The 16,414-nt window shown below is 69.4% G+C and carries 14 protein-coding genes and 3 pseudogenes; 7 read left to right on the top strand and 10 right to left on the bottom strand.

Annotated elements, in window-relative coordinates; all coding sequences use genetic code 11:
* Window positions 1-144: 144 nt before the first annotated feature.
* From ABT245_RS14545 to ABT245_RS14530, 4 genes and pseudogenes are all read right to left on the bottom strand, one after another.
* Entirely contained in the window at window positions 145-435 is a 291-nt protein-coding gene (locus ABT245_RS14545; protein WP_351733203.1) for a hypothetical protein, read from the bottom strand.
* Window positions 432-1,091 (bottom strand): ChbG/HpnK family deacetylase, encoded by a 660-nt coding sequence (locus ABT245_RS14540; protein WP_351733300.1) that lies wholly within the window; start codon window positions 1,089-1,091, stop codon window positions 432-434. The genes ABT245_RS14545 and ABT245_RS14540 overlap by 4 nt, the downstream gene beginning before the upstream one ends.
* Window positions 1,092-1,200: 109 nt before the next feature.
* Window positions 1,201-1,359: pseudogene (locus tag ABT245_RS14535) on the bottom strand (SDR family NAD(P)-dependent oxidoreductase); the annotation flags it as partial.
* Window positions 1,334-1,549: an FcoT family thioesterase gene (locus tag ABT245_RS14530; RefSeq protein WP_351733297.1), complete on the bottom strand. Its 216-nt coding sequence runs from the start codon at window positions 1,547-1,549 to the stop codon at window positions 1,334-1,336. The pseudogene ABT245_RS14535 and the gene ABT245_RS14530, both read right to left, overlap by 26 nt.
* Window positions 1,550-1,762: 213 nt before the next feature.
* Here ABT245_RS14530 and ABT245_RS14525 point away from each other — a divergent pair.
* Window positions 1,763-1,947, top strand: a pseudogene (locus ABT245_RS14525) (DUF4158 domain-containing protein); the annotation flags it as partial.
* Window positions 1,948-1,972: 25 nt separating this feature from the next.
* Here ABT245_RS14525 and ABT245_RS14520 read toward each other — a convergent pair.
* Together ABT245_RS14520 and ABT245_RS14515 are read right to left on the bottom strand one after the other, a co-directional pair.
* Window positions 1,973-3,811, bottom strand: a complete 1,839-nt coding sequence (locus ABT245_RS14520) for an FG-GAP-like repeat-containing protein (RefSeq protein ID WP_351733201.1) — start codon at window positions 3,809-3,811, stop codon at window positions 1,973-1,975.
* Window positions 3,812-3,877: 66 nt separating this feature from the next.
* Window positions 3,878-4,597, bottom strand: coding sequence for a hypothetical protein (locus tag ABT245_RS14515; protein WP_351733198.1), 720 nt, complete (start codon window positions 4,595-4,597; stop codon window positions 3,878-3,880).
* A gap of 427 nt (window positions 4,598-5,024) precedes the next feature.
* Here ABT245_RS14515 and ABT245_RS14510 point away from each other — a divergent pair, with 427 nt between their 5' ends.
* From ABT245_RS14510 to ABT245_RS14495, 4 genes and pseudogenes are all read left to right on the top strand, one after another.
* On the top strand, window positions 5,025-6,122 hold the full coding sequence (locus tag ABT245_RS14510; RefSeq protein WP_351733196.1) for a flagellar basal body L-ring protein FlgH: 1,098 nt from the start codon (window positions 5,025-5,027) through the stop codon (window positions 6,120-6,122).
* A gap of 40 nt (window positions 6,123-6,162) precedes the next feature.
* Window positions 6,163-6,360 (top strand): annotated as a pseudogene (locus tag ABT245_RS14505) (hypothetical protein); the annotation flags it as partial.
* Window positions 6,361-7,307: 947 nt separating this feature from the next.
* Window positions 7,308-9,410: a HelD family protein gene (locus ABT245_RS14500; RefSeq protein ID WP_351733193.1), complete on the top strand. Its 2,103-nt coding sequence runs from the start codon at window positions 7,308-7,310 to the stop codon at window positions 9,408-9,410.
* A gap of 104 nt (window positions 9,411-9,514) precedes the next feature.
* Window positions 9,515-10,210, top strand: a complete 696-nt coding sequence (locus ABT245_RS14495) for a helix-turn-helix domain-containing protein (protein ID WP_351733191.1) — start codon at window positions 9,515-9,517, stop codon at window positions 10,208-10,210.
* A 144-nt stretch (window positions 10,211-10,354) separates the two neighbouring features.
* Here the strand turns inward: ABT245_RS14495 and ABT245_RS14490 are convergent, their stop codons facing one another.
* The 4 genes from ABT245_RS14490 to ABT245_RS14475 all read right to left on the bottom strand — a co-directional run bounded on the left by ABT245_RS14490 (window position 10,355) and on the right by ABT245_RS14475 (window position 13,502).
* Entirely contained in the window at window positions 10,355-10,885 is a 531-nt protein-coding gene (locus ABT245_RS14490; RefSeq protein WP_351733189.1) for an SDR family NAD(P)-dependent oxidoreductase, read from the bottom strand.
* A 62-nt stretch (window positions 10,886-10,947) separates the two neighbouring features.
* Window positions 10,948-11,250 carry an IclR family transcriptional regulator domain-containing protein gene (locus ABT245_RS14485; RefSeq protein ID WP_351733294.1) on the bottom strand — a complete coding sequence of 101 codons (303 nt, stop codon included), beginning with the start codon at window positions 11,248-11,250 and terminating at the stop codon, window positions 10,948-10,950.
* Between the two features lie 330 nt (window positions 11,251-11,580).
* Complete coding sequence (locus tag ABT245_RS14480; protein ID WP_351733186.1) at window positions 11,581-12,228, bottom strand: response regulator transcription factor; 648 nt, start codon at window positions 12,226-12,228, stop codon at window positions 11,581-11,583.
* Window positions 12,216-13,502 (bottom strand): sensor histidine kinase, encoded by a 1,287-nt coding sequence (locus tag ABT245_RS14475; protein ID WP_351733183.1) that lies wholly within the window; start codon window positions 13,500-13,502, stop codon window positions 12,216-12,218. Before ABT245_RS14475 ends, ABT245_RS14480 begins: the two co-directional genes overlap by 13 nt.
* Before the next feature lie 134 nt (window positions 13,503-13,636).
* On the opposite strand from ABT245_RS14475, the gene ABT245_RS14470 reads away from it, so the two are divergent.
* Window positions 13,637-14,410, top strand: a complete 774-nt coding sequence (locus ABT245_RS14470) for an ABC transporter ATP-binding protein (protein ID WP_351733181.1) — start codon at window positions 13,637-13,639, stop codon at window positions 14,408-14,410.
* 12 nt (window positions 14,411-14,422) lie between these two features.
* Window positions 14,423-16,360, top strand: coding sequence for an FtsX-like permease family protein (locus ABT245_RS14465; protein ID WP_351733178.1), 1,938 nt, complete (start codon window positions 14,423-14,425; stop codon window positions 16,358-16,360).
* The last annotated feature ends 54 nt before the right edge of the window (window positions 16,361-16,414 follow it).

Here is a 16,414-nt window from a genome sequence, read left to right as displayed (position 1 = left end):
CAGGAAACGGGCGAAGCGCCGGAGCGTGGCGGCCGGGTCCGGCTGGTACAGGTCGAGTCGCCGACCAGTGAGGGCGCGGGTGACGACAGCGCGCCAGCGGGTGTGCTCCGACCGGTCGTCGTCGCTGAAGTCGGCGATTGAGCTTTACTCCTCCCCGGGATCGAGACGGTTGAACACTCCCCCGTCCTCGGAATCGCCCAGCCGTGCGGCATCGTCGGCGACCAGGCTCCGGCTGAACCTGCGGCCGGCGAACAGCCTGCGGACGTCTTCATGGCGGGTCAGCAGCGCGGTCTCGGAACCGCCGGGTGTGCGGACCCACGCCACGGGGCACTTCTCGCGCAACTCGGACCACTGGGTGGGCGGTTCGAGGGCAGTGGGGCCCACGAAGGGGTAGTCCTGGGGGATTTCGTCGCTGTGGCCGCCGGCCGAGGTCATGTCGTTGCCCTTTGCTTGAGGTTGTCGCAGAGGTCGGTGAAGCCACCGGTCCCGGCACCGGTCTCGGCGAATGCCTCTCGCACCCGTGGAGACAGGAGCGCCGAGAGCTCGTCGGCATGGCGATAGCCGCGCATGGTGTCGGTGATCGGTTCCGGCCCGGCGGTCGCCGGGTGCAGATAGATCTCCGTCAAACCGCGAGGCAACAAGGTGAGTACGTCGATCAGCGCCGCCTCGTCGAAGCGCCCGCTGTGGGCGATCCCCCGCGCTTGGTCGTTGTGGCCGACCCCTGCCCTCTCCAGCCGGGCCCTGGTCAGCGCGGCCCAGGGCCACAACCCGACCTGACCCCCGGGCTCGTGGGGCAGCCGGAAGGCGCGCAGGCCGTAGTGCGAACCCACTCGGAGGATCAGCGAGAGCACCGTCGGGTGCAGGTGAAAGTGCTTGTGCGTGTTGACGTGGTCCAAAGCAGGACCGGTGGCCGCGAACGCCGCGAACTGGGCGTCGATCTCAGCACGTGCCCGGGGCGAAAGGAAGAAGCGGAATCCGTCGCGCACCATGGCACTGCCGAACCGGCCCCGGTCGTCGACGAGGGCGGAGATCGGTGGCCGCGCGGGATCCCGTATCGCCCAGTGAACCGCCCAGTCCGCGCCCTGCGGCATGGACAAGCAGCGACAGTTCACCGCAGGAGGCTGTCAATGGCGTGGCGCACGGCAGTGATTCCCTCGGACGTGGTGAGATCGGCGAGCACCGCCCGGCCCCCGTCCTGGCTGTCTCCTGCTTGTAGCGTTCCGCGTCGCGGCCCACCAGGACAAGTAGGCAGTCCTCCCGGGACAAACGATCCGCCGCGGCCGCCCCTATGCCGGACGAGGCTCCGGTTACCACGGCCCAGCCCCCGTTGAGGTCATCTCGCTCCTTGCTTCGGCGCATCGACGACGGCCACCGCGAGCTCGCCGGCGCTCCTGCCGCCCACCGCGTCCCAGAACCTCGCCCCGATCTGGACGATTGCCAGGTCGAGCCGCTCGACGACCCGGGTGAACGTCAACTCACCGTGGAACGAGGACGAGCTGATGGGACGCCGGAACGCACTCTTGAAATCGGTGATCAGGAGACTGCCCAGCTGCCGCGTCCACTATTCGCCCATGATCCACTCCGAGAACGGACTCATCAGGCCGTCCTGCGTCAACGGTGGTGCTGTTGCGGACGTTGAGGATCACCGTCGCGCGCTCGTTGCGGCTGACCGCGGACATCAGGCGAGGGCGACATTGGCGTAGCCCTGGTGCGCGGGGTCGGGCAGGAAGTCCGCCTCGGCGTCGCACTGCGCCACGCCACGACGCGGCCGGAGCTGGAGCGGTTCTTCTTCCTGGACGACGTGGACCGGGACCTGATCGCGTTGCGCCGCAGATGGCGCATCAGCTGGGGTTCGCGGTCCGGATGTGCACCGTCCGGTACGTCGGCCGGTTCTTGGTGGACGACCCGCTGGACGTGCCGTGGGCGGTCATCGAGCACCTGGCTGCGCACGGCTGTGGAGGCCCTTGGAGGTTTATCGGGTTCTGAAGCGGCGGTAGAGGTTGCGGGCCACGTAGACGCCCGGGCCGCCGAAGCCGACGATGTCGACGTGTCCGTCGCCGGTGATGTCGACGAGGAAGCGGGGGTGGCGGTCGACGCGCCAGGCGCCGGCGTCGTCGTTGTATCCGAACCCGCGGCACACCAGTTGGGCCTGCTCGAATTGGCCGTCGCCGTGGTTGTGCGATACCCAGACGCCCTCGTTGCCGAAGCCGATGATGTCCGGGTTGCCGTCGCCGGTGACGTCGGCGAGGAAGCGGAGGTGCTTCTTGCTCGTCCATCCCTGGGCGGTCCCGAAGTCGTTCAGGACGAGTTTCGGGGGCTCGAACGTGCCGTCCCCGCGCCCGCGTGAGACGACGACGCCCTGCGGGCCGAACCCGATGATGTCCACTGCTCCGTCGCTGGTCGTGCTGAGCAGGAACCGGGGATGTTCCTCGGTCGAGCTCCAGCCCTGGTCGGCCCCGAAGTCGTCCAGGACGTACAGGGGCTCGGCGAACGTGCCGTCCTCGTCCTGGAGGGACACCCACACGCCGTCGTCGTGACAGCCAACGATGTCGGCGCGTCCGTCACCGATGGTGTCGACGAGGAAGCGGGGGTGCTTGTCAACCAGCCAGCCACCAGACTCTTTGTGGTGGCCGAACGCCCGGAGAGCCGGTTCGTCGGTGAGCGGGGCGAATTTTCCGTCCTCGTCCTGGAGGGACACCCAGACGCCGTCGTCGTGGAAGCCGACGACGTCGAGCCTGCCATCGCCAGTGGTGTCGACGAGGAAGCGGGGATGCTTGTCGGCCAGCCAGCCGCCGGCCTGGTTGCCGTGTCCGAATGCTCTGAGGACGGGCTCGCCGCCCGGCGGCGGATACGTCCCGTCCTCGTCGTGAGGGTGCACCCTGACACCGTCGGCGGAAAGCACGACGATGTCGGGCTTGCCGTCGCCCGTCATGTCCGCGAGGGTCCGCAGGTCCGCGGGGCTCGGGGAGGGCGCGGGTGGGTGCAGGACGCGCTCTTCGTCGTCGAACGTGCCGTCGCCTTGGCTGGAGGACGTCACCGCGCCCGTGGCGGGTTTGAGGCCGACGATGTCCGCTTGTCCTGTTCCTGTGGTGTCGGCGAGGAACCGCGCGCCGAGCCCGGCCCACCAGGTGGGTTGGCCACTGGGAGAGGGCGTGGGCCCTTCGTTCTTCCACCCGCCGGCGTCCTGGTCGCTGCCGAACCGCTGCAGGACCAGCAGCATGTCGCTGAAGGAGGGGGTCGTATCGGGTGCCGGCCGCAGCGCGGCCGAGTGGGCCAGTCGCCAGGACCGGCGGCCGTTCCAGTGACTCAGTGGTGCCCAGCGCAGCACGGGGTCGCTGATGCGCTCGGGCTCGGCCGTGACGAACCGCCAGCGCTGGCTCTTAGCGCTGTCGTCGTACTCGCGCAGGACGACCCGGATGTCCTCCGAGTCGGGGTCGGGGTCGGCGAGGTCGAGAACCGCACCATCACTCGCGCCCTCGATGAAGTACAGGCCCGCTTCGCCGTCGACAGGGACGACGCGCCACTGCTGGCCCGTCTTGCCGGCGGCAGCGTCCCCCTCGCGTACGCCCCGGTCCGCGGCGGCGGGGTCGTCGAGCACCTTGCCGCTGACGACGTTGCGGAACACATACGCTTGTTCTTCCTGTGTGGCCTGCACAGGTGTGAGCTGCCACTGCTCGGGGCGCGGGGCGCCGTCGGGGAAGTCCCGGACGACGAGCGCTCCGGCCGCGCCCGGCGCGGCCTGAACGGCGAGGGTCTTCCCCGTGGCGGCGTTGACGATCTCCAGCTTCAGTTCTTGAGTGGGCACGGGCATCTGGTGCCTCTTCCAGGCGGTGCGGACGTTGACTCGGGACGGGCGTTGCGCGGCGGTGGCCGCGGATCACGTGAAGACGTGGTGGTAGGGGACGCTCCACTCGCTGGGCAATCGCGGGTAGAACGTGTTGATGACCGTCCCGGTGAAGTCCCCGCCCCAGTTGTAGGTGAGGCGCACCTCGCTCTCAGCCGTCACCGCGTGGTCCTTGAACCCGAGGATGGCGTCGGGGTGGGTGATCGGCACGAACGTGATCCGTCCCCACGGTGTCACCGTGACGACCCATAGCTGCGTGTCCTCGGGCGCGCCGTTCTTCCCGCGCCACTTGTCGCCCACCTTGTCGGGCAGGCCGACCTGGACGGTGTCGGCCGTGCTCTTGGGAGCGTCCTGGTGGACGGTGATGCGCCTGCGCTGCGGCTTGGGCGCGCCATCGTCGCCTCGTCCGTCCTCGGCTTGGCCTGCAGCGGCGGGAGGGGGCGGCACCTGGCCAGCGGCGCTTTCGATGAAGTACAGCGGCCGCTGCCCGAAGAAGCCGGCAGGGGTGATGTACCAGAGGTGGCCCTTCGCCTCCTTGGTGGCCGGATCGAGCGCGGTGGCCAGTTTGACCCCCTTGTCGTGGCTCGCCTCCGCGAGTTCGGCGGGCCGCAGGTAGCCGCCGTTGAAGGCGTGGACGAGCATGACCGGCCGGTTCTCGACCAGTGCTGCCACGATCGCGTTGTCGTAGCTGTTCACGGCCACCGGGCCGCCCACCACCAGATTCGACATCGCCGTGCGTTCCTGGGTGTACATGGCGGAAACCTCACCTGCTTTTGGATGTGGAGAACAACACGTCAGACACTCGGCGCCATAGTCGATAACTCAGCACCATGACCGGTAGGCGGAATTACCGCAGGCCCCAATCGTTCTTCGACAGAAAGGACCTCGAAAGCGTGGGCAACCTAATCAAATCCCCTCGCTTCACGGCAACATCCGAGGCCAAAGCACTTACAGGCAGGACTTCGGAAAGTCATCGACCGAGCGATCGACGCTTCCTCAAGTTACCTTGGAATAGGGCCAGTTGAGCCGCCGACAAAACTTTATCACTCGATTGAGGGTTATACACCGCGATACCTTTCCGGGAAATGAAGCACCTGCTAGCTTCGGTTGACGGAACGCGCGCAGATTCCTGATTACATTTCACCGAGCCGAATTCGGCCAGATTAGTCGAGGACGGGGAATGTCTTCCATCGCGTACTATCTGGGACAGGGCAAACGCCAGCCGCTGACGAAGAAGAACCTGCGGGAACTCAACATCGAGCAGACCTGGCAGTCCCTCCTGAACCACCCGAACCTGGTCTACGTCGACGACTACGGCGTGCAGCACAAGCCCGTCGGGTTCTCCGTGAACAAGTCGAGCTTCGGCACTTTCCCCGGCTCCGCCCTCCAGCGGGGCTGGCTCGCCTATATGAACCTCGGGGAGCCGCTGATCGAGGAGCGGCGCAACATCAGCCAGCCCCCGCCCGACACGTTCTCCTCGCGCGCCTACGTCAACCGCAGCCAGACATCCAAGATGACCTTCACCGACTCGGTCGATTTCACCGTGTCGAACGGCATCACGTGGTCTCTCCACGGGGAGGCCAAGCTCACCTTCGGCGGCAGCGTCAGCGCACAGCTCCAGCTGCAGCTGCAAAACCAGCTCCGGATGGATCTCCAGTCGCAGATGGCCACGCAGTGCCAAAGCGAGGTGGCGAACAAGAACGCGAACACGGTGACGAACAAGAACAGCAAGGACAACATGGGGGTGGACAACGCCAACGCCACCGAGAATTCCGTGCGGAACGCGGCGACGAACTCCGCGTCGAACACGGTGACGGGCTCGGTGGGGTTCACCACTCAGGGCAGCGCCACCGGCACCGCGTCGCTCAACGCCTCGTTGCTGCTGGGCATCTCGGGCTCCGTCGGCGGCTCCCTGACCACCAGCTGGGCCTCGAAGTCGCAGATCTCCGGCGAGGTCCCGCCGGGCGGCCGCGTGGAGACCATCGTCACCCAGCGGCGTTGTCACAAGCACTACTGCTACGAGATCCCGGTGACCTTCTCCGGGTTCATCGCGGTGAAGTACCCCGTGCCGGTGGCGGTGCTGTCTCCCCCGCAGCCCGGGGACCACCCCGGCCTCGACGACGTGGTCGCCCGCCCCATCAGCGACCTCGACCTGGCCGGCGGCGGGTTCCTGATGCACGGGTGGGCCGAGGTCGTCTCCGCCCTGGACGTCCACCACACGATGTTCGACAGCCAGAGCCTGACCGACAGCGACCGGGCGCTGCACAAGCAGCCCTGACCCGGGCATCCGACCGCCACGACGACCAGAGGTGACGACCATGGTGTTCGACAACATCTTCAACTCCGCAGGCAGGGGCGCGGGTCTGTTCTCCGTGAAACCCGGCACCAAGACCCAGCCGGGTGCGGGCGTCGACTTCGAGGACGCCGACGACGACACATACGACGACACGAGCACGAGCCTGTTCGACTGCGCGATCCACGGGGCGTCTTCCCGCGCGAAGGTCGTGCAGGAGCAGCCGGCGCCGCGGCCGGGGGTGAACACCCCTGGCCGTGCTTGGAGCGCCCGCCCTCGCTCCACCAGGCGTTTTGCCTTCGACCGCAGCCCCTCGACCTTCGCCGGAACCGTCTGAAGGCCCAGGGCCGCGGCCAGCTGCCGGCACCCCATACCCTCCCCGGCCGCATCCGACACCAGCACGGACATGATCCGCTGGTAGTCCGCAGGCAGGACTGCCGCTGTCATGCCCTCGGTCCGTCCGGGCACCACCGACCCCGCCAAAGCACTCACCACCGGCTCCGCCACCGCGGGTGGCCCGGCCACCCCGGCCACCGTCACACGGGCATCCACCAGACGCTGAAGTGTGCGTTCCGCCTCGCCGAGGGCAGCCTGCACCCGCTCGGCGTCCTCCCGCAGCCGTGCCACCTCTTCCCGGACCTTCTTCTCCCGGGCCTCCAGCAGACCGAACACCGACGGCACCAGCCACCTCCACAAGCGAGACGAACAGACGAACCACGCCCATCTCTCCCGCCAGCAGCCGGAGTCCATGCCCACCCAGCCCGAACCAAACGATCACGGTCGGAAAGCGGATGTCGCCTGAAGCCAAGCAACTCGATTCCACCCAACTCGGCGCAGGCCGAGAGCTCTACCGAACCCGGGGCGGTTCAGTGCCGCTCCAGCGGCGATAACGACGCGCCGATGGACGGTGTCCGGGTGGGGCTGGCTGCGCCAGCCGCCTGGGCAGGGTCTGGCATGGCGGCGAAGTGCTGAGCCTCCCTGAACTCGAATCTCTTCAGGCCGGATGAGAGCCCGGTCGGCTCCTCTTGTCCAACAGTGCCCGAAGGCCGCCCAGACCTGAGCTGTGATGGCGGACCGGCCGCGGCGGCTGACCCGGACAAGTAAGTCAAGCCTTACTTTCAAGGAAATTTGGCTGCATAGTGGAGGGTCGAGTCGAGAGGAAGGCTACTTTTGTCCCAGCTCAATGAGGGTGCCGCAGGACAGGTCGAGGTGGAGCAAACTCATGTGGCCGCTATGTACCGGCTGCTCGATGAGCGATTGGCGGATGCACGGGCCCAGCTGGCGGATGTGCTGAAGTCGTCGGCCGACAGCGCGGGCGAGGTGTACGCGCGCGATGTCGCCGCAGAGCGTCTGGCACGTCAGGTTCGTCGGCTGGAGGGGGCCGAGGAGGGGTTGGCGTTCGGCCGGGTTGATGGCGCGGACGGAACCGTCCTGCACATCGGACGGCTCGGCCTGCACGTGGGTGACCGGGACCTGCCACTGCTCGTCGACTGGCGAGCGGACGCGGCGCGGCCTTTCTACGAGGCGACGGCCGTCCACCCCATGGGGCTGCGGCGCCGGCGTCATCTGCGAGTCGAGGGCCGTGCGGTACGTGCGGTGAGCGACGAGCTACTGGACGGATCGTCGGCCGCAGTCGGCGACATCGTCGGCGATGGTCCGCTGACGGAAGCGCTGGAGGCGCAGCGCACGGGGCGGATGCGTGCGGCGGTGGCGACGTTGCAGGTGGAGCAGGACGCGATCGTCCGGTCCCCGCATCGGGGGGTGACGGTGGTGCAGGGCGGCCCCGGTACGGGCAAGACCGTGGTTGCGCTGCACCGGGCGGCGTATGTGCTGTACGCGTTCCCGGGAGCGGCCGCGCGCGGTGTGCTGGTGCTCGGGCCGAACGCGCGGTTCCTCGACTATGTTTCCCAGGTGCTCCCCTCGCTGGGGGAGAACGACGTGCTCCTGGCGACGTGCGCGGAGCTGGCCGGGGTGGAGCCCGCCGCTGTGGAGTCGTTTGATGTCGCGCGCCTTAAGGGGAACTCCGCGCTGGCCGAGGCGCTCGCGGGCCTGGTGCGCTCCCGGCAGGCACCTGCCGGCGGCTTCGCGGTCCGGGTGGGGCAGCAGTGGGTCCGGCTGGAGAGCGTAGATGTCGCGGCGGCGCGGGAGGCCGCGGTGGCGAGCGGTCTGGCGCACAACCGGGCGCGGGAGGTGTTCAAGGAGCACCTGATCGGCGCTGTCACGGATGCCCTGGAGCGCGACGCCGTCGAGGCCCTCGAACATATCGACGCCGAGATCGCCGAGAGCACGGGCCTGGATCTCGATGCCGCGGCCGAAGCCGATCTGCGGGCTCTCGGCTTCGACGGCGCGCCGGCCGCGGATCCGGCCGAGGTGTTCGACGCGGACGCCGTCCGTGCGGACCTCTCGGGCGACGCCCACGTCGACCGTGCGGTGGAGGCCCTCTGGCCGTGGCTGACGCCCGACGTGGTCGTGCGGGCCCTGCTGGCGGACGCTCGCACGTTGGGCAGGTACCTGCCCTCGCTCGCCCGCGACGAACGGTCCCGGCTGGTGCGTTCGCCTGAGGCCCCGTGGACGGATGCCGATGTGCCGCTGCTGGATGAGGCGGCGGCCCTGGTGGACGGGCTGCCGGAGCGGTCGTTCGGGCACGTCGTGGTTGATGAGGCTCAGGAGCTGACCGCTATGCAGTGGCGGATGGTGATGCGTCGGTGTCCGGCCAGGTCGATGACCCTGGTGGGTGACTTCGCCCAGGCGGGCCCTGCGACGGCGGCAAGCGACTGGTCCCAGGCACTGGGTCCGCATCTCGGCAGCAGGTTCGCCCTGCACACGTTGACCGTCAGCTACCGCACGACCCAGGAGATCCTTGCGAGCACCCATGGCCTGTTGGCGCGGATCGCCCCCGGTCAGACGCCGAGCCGGTCGATCCGCCACGGCGAACTTCCCCGCCACCTCGCCGGCTGCCCGCACTCCGTCGCCACCACCGTGGCCGGGGAGCTTCGGACGCAGGTGGCAGCGCACCCGGGCGACCTGCTCGCCGTGATCTGCGCGGACGACCGGGTCGAGGAGTTGGCGTCGGCCGATGTCGAGCGGTGGGCCCGCCTCGTGCCGGCTTCCGAAGCTCGCGGCCTGGAGTTTGACGCGATCGTCGTCGTCGCCCCGGAGGAGATCGCCGCAGCCCGCCCCGGCGGTGAGCGCGACCTGTATGTCGCCCTCACGCGTGCAACCAAGAGACTCTGCACAATCGCCGTGAATACGGCGTCACAGCACACCTCATGACGCCTGTGATGGACGCTCGGAGCGGGTACCTCAAGGGGCTGATATGGCGGGACATCCCAACGCCCCGCTGACGCCAGAAGGGCGTCCGTCGGTTATGTGAGCGCGTGGACGCCGGGCGTCCGGTCGCGCATGCCGCGGCGGAGGCCGGGATCTCCCGCCGTTGCCTGGCCAAGTGGTATGCCCGCTGGTGCGCGCACGGCGAGGCCTGGCTTGTGGACCCTTCCTCCCGGCCTGCCACGAGCCCGGCCCGCACCGGGGAGGACGTCGCGGATCTGATCGAGGCGCTGCGGCGCCAGACCAAGCACGGGCCCGCCCGCCTTGCTGCGCACCTGCAGCGACTGCACGGCATCACCGTCGCGCCCACCACCGTCCACCGCGTCCTCGTACGCCGCGGGCTCAATCGGCTGCGCGACCTGGACCCGCCCAGCGGCGAGCAGTTGCGCGAGGCGATCCGCTACGAGCACGACTACCCCGGCGAGCTGGTCCACGTCGATATCAAGAAGCTTGGCTGCATCCTGGCCGGCGGCGGCTGGCGCATGCACGGCCACGGTACTGACGCCGCGCGGGCCCCACCACGCCCTGCCACACCCTCAACCACCCGCCAAGCCCCGATCGCCCTCGAATTCGATGTCGGAGAGGTCCGGTTGCGGGTTTTGGATGTAGAGGTTGCTGCAGGCTCGCCCGAGGCCGCCTCCCATCGCCTTCGGGGTCACTCGCAGAACCCCTTCCGACCTGCGGAAACGCCGAGCACTAGAGAAACGGCCTGTGGCACCCGACGAGGCGAAACCGCAGGCCAGTAGGAATGCCGTTGCCCCAGAGGCTCCGAATTACGCGGAACACGGGCATGATGGACATCATCCTTCTCGGGCCGAAGCCCCTGATCTTCGATTTCCGTCAAAGCTGATCAAGCCCAATGGCTGAACTCAGCGACGATGCCCGGGTGACTATTGCTGGCTGTCCAGCGCGATGATCGGGACCTGGGACTCCAGGTGCACTTGGCTGACGAATCCGCCGTCAACTGGTATGTCGACGCCGGTAACGAATGCAGCGGCCGGTCCGAGGAGGAAAGCGATCACGTCGGCGACATCCTCGGGCTGGCCGATCCGCCCATGGGTATTGCGCGGGTCAATGAGCTGTGAACGTCGGGATCGGAGAACGTGTCCGAGTTGAGGCCCGTGGCCGCCGGGCCGGGGCTCACGGAGTGGGACGATGACCCCGGCCCCGTTGAGCAAGCCCACGACGTCGCCCGGAACCCGACCGAGCGCGTCGGCGACCGAATCCGGATCGCCCACATCCGCCACAAGAGTGATGGCTTGTCCCCCAGCGCGCTGAACGGACTTATCCGTGCGATCGAGGCCTTCCTGGTTGACGTCGAGCAGGGCGACGGTCACCCCGGTTCTGGCGAGACGGACGGCGGTGTTGGCACCGATTCCGGATCCGGCTCCGGTGATGACCGCAATGTCGGAAGTTGGCATGCCGAACAGTATGTGCCGTTCGAGGCCAGTGGGGTCGGTCTTTCCACGGAGCGGAAGGACAGTTACGGCTCGGTGAGGTGGTTAATTCGGCCCGCGAGGGCCTGAGCCGCGGAGCATAGGTGCGCGAGAAGGTGTTTTTGGTGAGTCGGGGCTGAATCGGTCCTGGCATCCATCCGGTTCGGCGGCACCGCGAGGGAGAGCGCGACCGTCGGCCAGCCTGTGCGGCTGGGGACAGCCACCGCTACGGAATGGATGTTCTGGCGCCACTCGCCGGCTACGCGTGCATACCGCATGAGTCTCACCCGCGCCAGCTCGTGGGCCAACGCGCCAGGGGTGCGAATCGTGGTGGGAGTGGCTGTCGGCAGGAGAGGGCCGGGGAATAGCCGTGTACGTAGGCTGGTTTGAACGCCGCCATGATTGCCTTTCCTCCGGCCGAGGCATAGGCGGGCACTTCATAGTCGATGACTGCGGGAACCCTGATTGACTGGCGGGATTCAACGGAGTCCAGGTAGCGTGCTACGCCGCCTTGGCCGCCCGCGCGACGGCCCGAACACCACCGTGTCCCAGGACACGGGCCTCCGCGGCCATCAGAAGCGCTGCGCGAGGACATCGCCGACGTGCTGCAACCTCTTGGCCTTCGTCTCTCCGAGGCGAAGACGCAGACACTCGGTTCGTTTCATCCGCCGTTACACCGGTCAGTGGCTGAGGTGGGCGAGGACTGCCAACACCCGCCGGTGGTCCGTGTCGACCGGGGCGAGGCCGAGTTTGTCGAAGATGGCTCTGACGTGTTTCTCGACGGCGGCGGTGCCGACGACGAGGCGCTCGGCGATGGCGACGTTGGATCTGCCCTCGGCCATGAGCGCGAGGACCTCGCGTTCCCGGGCGGTCAGGGGCACGAACCGGTCTTCCTTGCGGGTGAGGATCTGGGCGACGACTTCAGGGTCGAGGGCGCTGCCTCCGGTCTCGACGCGGCGCAGCGCGTCGAGGAATTCATCGATGTTGCCGATGCGGTCCTTGAGCAGGTAGCCGAGGCCGCCGGCGCCTTCGCTGCGGTGGGTGAGCAGTTCCTTCGCGTAGCGTTCTTCGACGTACTGGGACAGGACCAGTACGCCGACGCCGGGCTGTTGGCGGCGTAGGAGGAGGGCGGCGCGCAGTCCCTCGTCGGTGAAGGTGGGCGGCATGCGGACGTCGACGATGACGGCGTCCGGGTGGTGTGTGTCGACGGCTCGCAGAAAGGTCTCGGCGTCGCCTGCCGCGGCGACCACGTCAATGCCGGCCTCTTCGAGCAGGAGGGTGAGTCCTTCCCGGAGGAGGACGGCGTCCTCGGCGATTACGACGCGCATGGCAGCTCCGCGGTGAGGGTGGTGGGACCGCCAGGAGGGCTGGTGACCGTGAGGCGGCCGCCGACGGAGGCGACCCGGCCGGTGAGGCCGGTCAGCCCGGGGCCGGCCGGGTCGGCCCCGCCGATGCCGTCGTCGCGCACGGTCAGGACCAGCAGCTGGCCTGTCTGCCGCACGGTGACGGCGACGGCCTGGGCGCGGGCGTGTTTGGCGACGTTGGCGAGGGCTTCGGCGGCCACGAAGTAGGCGGCCGACTCCGTGGCCATGGGCGGGCGGCGCTCCAGTCGCACGTCGATGGTGGCGGGCACGGGGCTCAGACTCGTGAGGCCGGACAGCGCGGCGTCGAGGCCGCGGTCGGTCAGGACTGGGGGATGGACGCCGCGGACCAGGTCGCGAAGCTCGGTGAGTGCGGTCATGGCATGGGTGTGGGCTTTTTCGACGAGCGGTCGGGCGGCGTAGGGGTCATCGGCTGCGAAGCGGCTCTTGGCGCGCGCCAGGTCGATGGTCAGCGCGACGATCCGCTGCTGGGCGCCGTCGTGGAGGTCGCGTTCGATGCGGCGCCGCTCCGCTTCGGCCGCGTTGACGGCGGCGGCACGTCGGTATTCGAGCTCATCGACGCGGTCGGCGAGCGTTTGCCGCTCGTCGGTGCCGAGCAGCCGACGGGAGATGGCCAGGAGGAGCGTCGCCGTGGCACGGGTGAGCGGCGGGGCGACGAAAAGCAATGAAGCACCGGCGAGTGCGCAGACGGTGAGGGTGGGGGCACCTTCGAGCCGCCCTGCACCCACGACCACGGTTCCACCGAAGGTGACGTAGAGGGGCAGGGCGAGCAGGCCCAGCGCGGCCGACCAGAGGACGACGACGACCGCGAACCCTGCGAGGTGCCCGGGCACGAGCAGGAATACCGCGACCGCCTGCCACCACCGCCGCGGGCCCAGCAGCGCACGCAGCCGCGTGCGCCACGGCCCCCGGGTCCACGGCGCGGGAGCCGGTCCGGGTACTACGGCATGGAGCAGGAGCGCGGTGCGTGCCCGTTCGGCCCGGCAGACCAGGTCGGCCGCGGCCAGTGTCAGGGCGGTGACCGGGATCCCGAGCAGAGCCACCGCCAGGGTCGCCAGCGCGAAAGCGAACCCGGCGACGAGCACGAGGGCGGCGCCGGCCGTGAGGGGGAGCCCGGTCAGCAGGTAGAGCGCCGCCCTCCAGGTGCGGGGCGGGCGCGGGGCGCCGGCGTCCTGTGTGACCGGCCCGGAGCGGGCGCGGCCGAGGGCCGGAAGTCTCATACCAGTGACCCTACGGATCACGGTTGGGCGTCTCCAGCCGGACGGCCCACGGCCCGGTCCGTGGGTTAACCCCCGGTCAGGACGTGGGTGGGCATGATTCCGCTGGGCCCCGCCCCGGCCGCAGGCTGGACAGCATGACAAACGCGCATTCCAGGAGGAACTCCGCAGCCGGCGCGGCGCCGGGGCCGGTACCCGCCGCTCGGCTCTCCGCTGCCGTCAAGGCGTACGAGGCCGGGGGCGCCGCCGTGCGGGCGCTCGATCATGTGAATCTTGAGGTGCCCGCCGGCTCCTGGACGGCCGTCATGGGGCCCTCGGGGTCGGGGAAGTCCACGCTGCTGCACTGCATGGCCGGTCTTGAGCGGCTCGATGCGGGCCAGGCGGTCCTCGGCGGGCGGGACATCACAGCCGCAGCCGAGTCCGAGCTGACCCGGCTGCGCCGTCGGCAGATCGGGTTCGTGTTCCAGAATTTCAACCTCATCGCCTCGTTCACCGCCGAACAGAACGTGGCCCTGCCTCTGCGGCTGGCCGGAGCCCGGCCGTCCGGTAGGGATGTGCGCGCTGCGCTGGATGCGGTCGGGCTCGGCGACCGTGCCCGCCACCGCCCTGCCGAGCTGTCCGGCGGACAGCAGCAGCGTGTGGCCATCGCCCGCGCGCTGGTGACCCGGCCGGCCGTCCTGTTCGCCGACGAGCCCACCGGTGCTCTGGACACCAAGTCGGCCCGAGCGGTGCTCGACCTGCTCGGCCGGATGACCGCGGCCGGGCAGACGATCGTGATGGTGACCCACGACCCGGTCTCGGCCGCCTGCGCCGACACCGTCGTCTTCCTGCGCGACGGCCGCATTGCCGACCGGCTGACGCGGCCCTCAGCCGCCCTGGTGGCCGGCCGGCTGGCCGGCCTGGAGGGGTGACCCATGCTGTCCATGTCGTTTTCCACCCTCCGGGACCGCTGGGTGCTCTTCGCCGGCGCCGTCATCAGCCTCGCCGTGGGGGTAGCGCTGACCGCGGCAGCCCTCCAGATCGCCGCCTCGGCCGCCACCCCACCGACCCACACCGGACAGTCCCCGCCGGCAGCGGAACAACTGCGTACCGCCTATGACGACGTCGCCACGGTCATGATCATGGCGGCGATGCTGACGATCTTCTTGACCGTCTTCATCGTCGCCACCACCTTCGCGTTCACCGTGGCCCAGCGGCGCCGGGATCTCGCGCTGCTGCGTCTGGTCGGGGCCGGACGTAGCCAGGTCCGCCGGCTGCTGCTCGGTGAGGCGCTGCTACTCGGCGGCTGCGGCACCGCCCTGGGCATCCCGCTCAGCATTCCCGCGATCCATGCCCAGATGTGGCTGCTCGGCCAGGCGGAATTCCTCCCCGACGGCTTCAACGTCGGCACGGCCCTCTGGCCGACCGTCGCCGCCGCCGGGGCCGGGCTCGCCGTCGCCGTCCTCGGCGTCCTCGCGGCCTCCCGGAGCGCCGCACGGGTACAGCCCTTGGAAGCGCTGCGCTCGGCCGCCACCGTGCGCCGGGCCATGACGCCCTCTCGGTGGGTGTGCGGGCTCGGGCTGCTGGCCTGCGCCGTCGTGCTGGTGTTCATCGCCCCGTACGCCGGGCTGGTCGCCGCGCTCGCCCTGTCCCTGGGCGTCGCGGTCATCGGCGGCATTGCCTTGACCCTGCTCAGCCCGCTCGCTGTCCCCCTGACCAGTCGCCTGATCGGCCTGGCCCTGCGCGGCAGCATCCTCGGTACCCTCGCCGAGGCAAACCTGCGCCACGCCGTGCGCCGCAGCGCCTCCACGGCCGCCCCGCTCATCGTCCTGGTCGCCCTGTTCCTCGGCCTGGCGGGAACCCTGAACGCCGTCGCCCGCGCCACCGACATCGAGCTGCGGGACAACCTCGCCGGCGACCTTGTGGTGCGGACCACCGGCGCACATGCCGACCGCGTCGCATCCGTCCCCGGGGTCGCGGACGCCTCCCCGGAGTTCAGCATCCCGATGACACTCGATCTGAACGTGCGCAACGGCAGCAGCAGCAGCAGCCAGGACCGGTATGTCTCCGGCATCGTCGCCGTCGACCCCGACGCCTACCGGCGGGCGCACCGTCTCACCCCGCTGGACGGCAGCCTCGGTGACCTGAGCGGGCGTGCCGTCGCGGTGACCCAGCGCACGAGCGACGGCGACCGAATCGCCCTCGGGCAGGCCGCGACGGCCCACCTGGGCAACGAGAAGGTGCGGTTGCGGCTGGTGGCCGTGCTCCCCGAGCGGCTGTCGACCAGCCAGCAGATCCTCGTTCCGCGCGACCTGGTGCCGCCCGCTCTGCTCACCAAGGCATCCGCCCACGTGGTCGTCCATGTCGAGCGCGGGGTGAGCCCCGCCGAGGTGGCGCAGGCCATCAGCGACGAGGGGATCGGCACCGCGGCCACCGTCGCTGCCTGGGCTGCGGACCAGTCCGGCGAACAGCAGCAAACGAACCAGTCGACGCTGGTCGTGCTCATGGGACTCTCAGGGCTCTACACCGCCATGGCGGCGATCAACGCCGTCGTCATGGGTGCCTCCGCACGCAAGCGGGAATTCGCTGTCATCCGCATGACCGGGCTCTCCCGCCCGCAGGTGATACGCATGGCACTCGTTGAGGCTGCCACCGTCACCACGATCGGGCTGATGCTTGGCTCCGTCGTCGTGGCCGGTGCCCTGGCCGGCATCGCCGCCGCCTCGGCAAGCACCATCGGCACCACGGTGATCGCTGTCCCGTGGCACCTCACCATGGCGGTCTTCGCGGGCGCGTATGTGGTCATCGGAGCCACCAGCGCCCTCACCGCCTTGACCGCAACCCGGCCTCGTCCGATCCGGCTCGCCGCGGCCCGCGAATGAGCCGTGCCGCCGGCTCCACCACAAGGCGAGGGAACCGAGGGATGTGCGGCGCGT

It is taken from the genome of Streptomyces sp. NPDC001508 (assembly GCF_040298665.1).
Classification (GTDB): Bacteria; Actinomycetota; Actinomycetes; order Streptomycetales; family Streptomycetaceae; genus Streptomyces.
The sequence above is the reverse complement of the archived record's forward strand: the minus strand, read 5'-3'. Positions and strand labels throughout refer to the sequence as shown.

Bases quoted from the DNA above. Each gene is read 5' to 3' on its own strand.
- ABT245_RS14475 (WP_351733183.1), bottom strand. From the start codon at position 13,502: ATGAGACTTCCGGCCCTCGGCCGCGCCCGCTCCGGGCCGGTCACACAG.
- ABT245_RS14480 (WP_351733186.1), bottom strand. From the start codon at position 12,228: ATGCGCGTCGTAATCGCCGAGGACGCCGTCCTCCTCCGGGAAGGACTC.
- ABT245_RS14510 (WP_351733196.1), top strand. From the start codon at position 5,025: ATGTCTTCCATCGCGTACTATCTGGGACAGGGCAAACGCCAGCCGCTG.
- ABT245_RS14520 (WP_351733201.1), bottom strand. From the start codon at position 3,811: ATGCCCGTGCCCACTCAAGAACTGAAGCTGGAGATCGTCAACGCCGCC.
- ABT245_RS14465 (WP_351733178.1), top strand. From the start codon at position 14,423: ATGTCGTTTTCCACCCTCCGGGACCGCTGGGTGCTCTTCGCCGGCGCC.
- ABT245_RS14490 (WP_351733189.1), bottom strand. From the start codon at position 10,885: ATGCCAACTTCCGACATTGCGGTCATCACCGGAGCCGGATCCGGAATC.
- ABT245_RS14515 (WP_351733198.1), bottom strand. From the start codon at position 4,597: ATGTACACCCAGGAACGCACGGCGATGTCGAATCTGGTGGTGGGCGGC.
- ABT245_RS14470 (WP_351733181.1), top strand. From the start codon at position 13,637: ATGACAAACGCGCATTCCAGGAGGAACTCCGCAGCCGGCGCGGCGCCG.
- ABT245_RS14540 (WP_351733300.1), bottom strand. From the start codon at position 1,091: ATGCCGCAGGGCGCGGACTGGGCGGTTCACTGGGCGATACGGGATCCC.
- ABT245_RS14545 (WP_351733203.1), bottom strand. From the start codon at position 435: ATGACCTCGGCCGGCGGCCACAGCGACGAAATCCCCCAGGACTACCCC.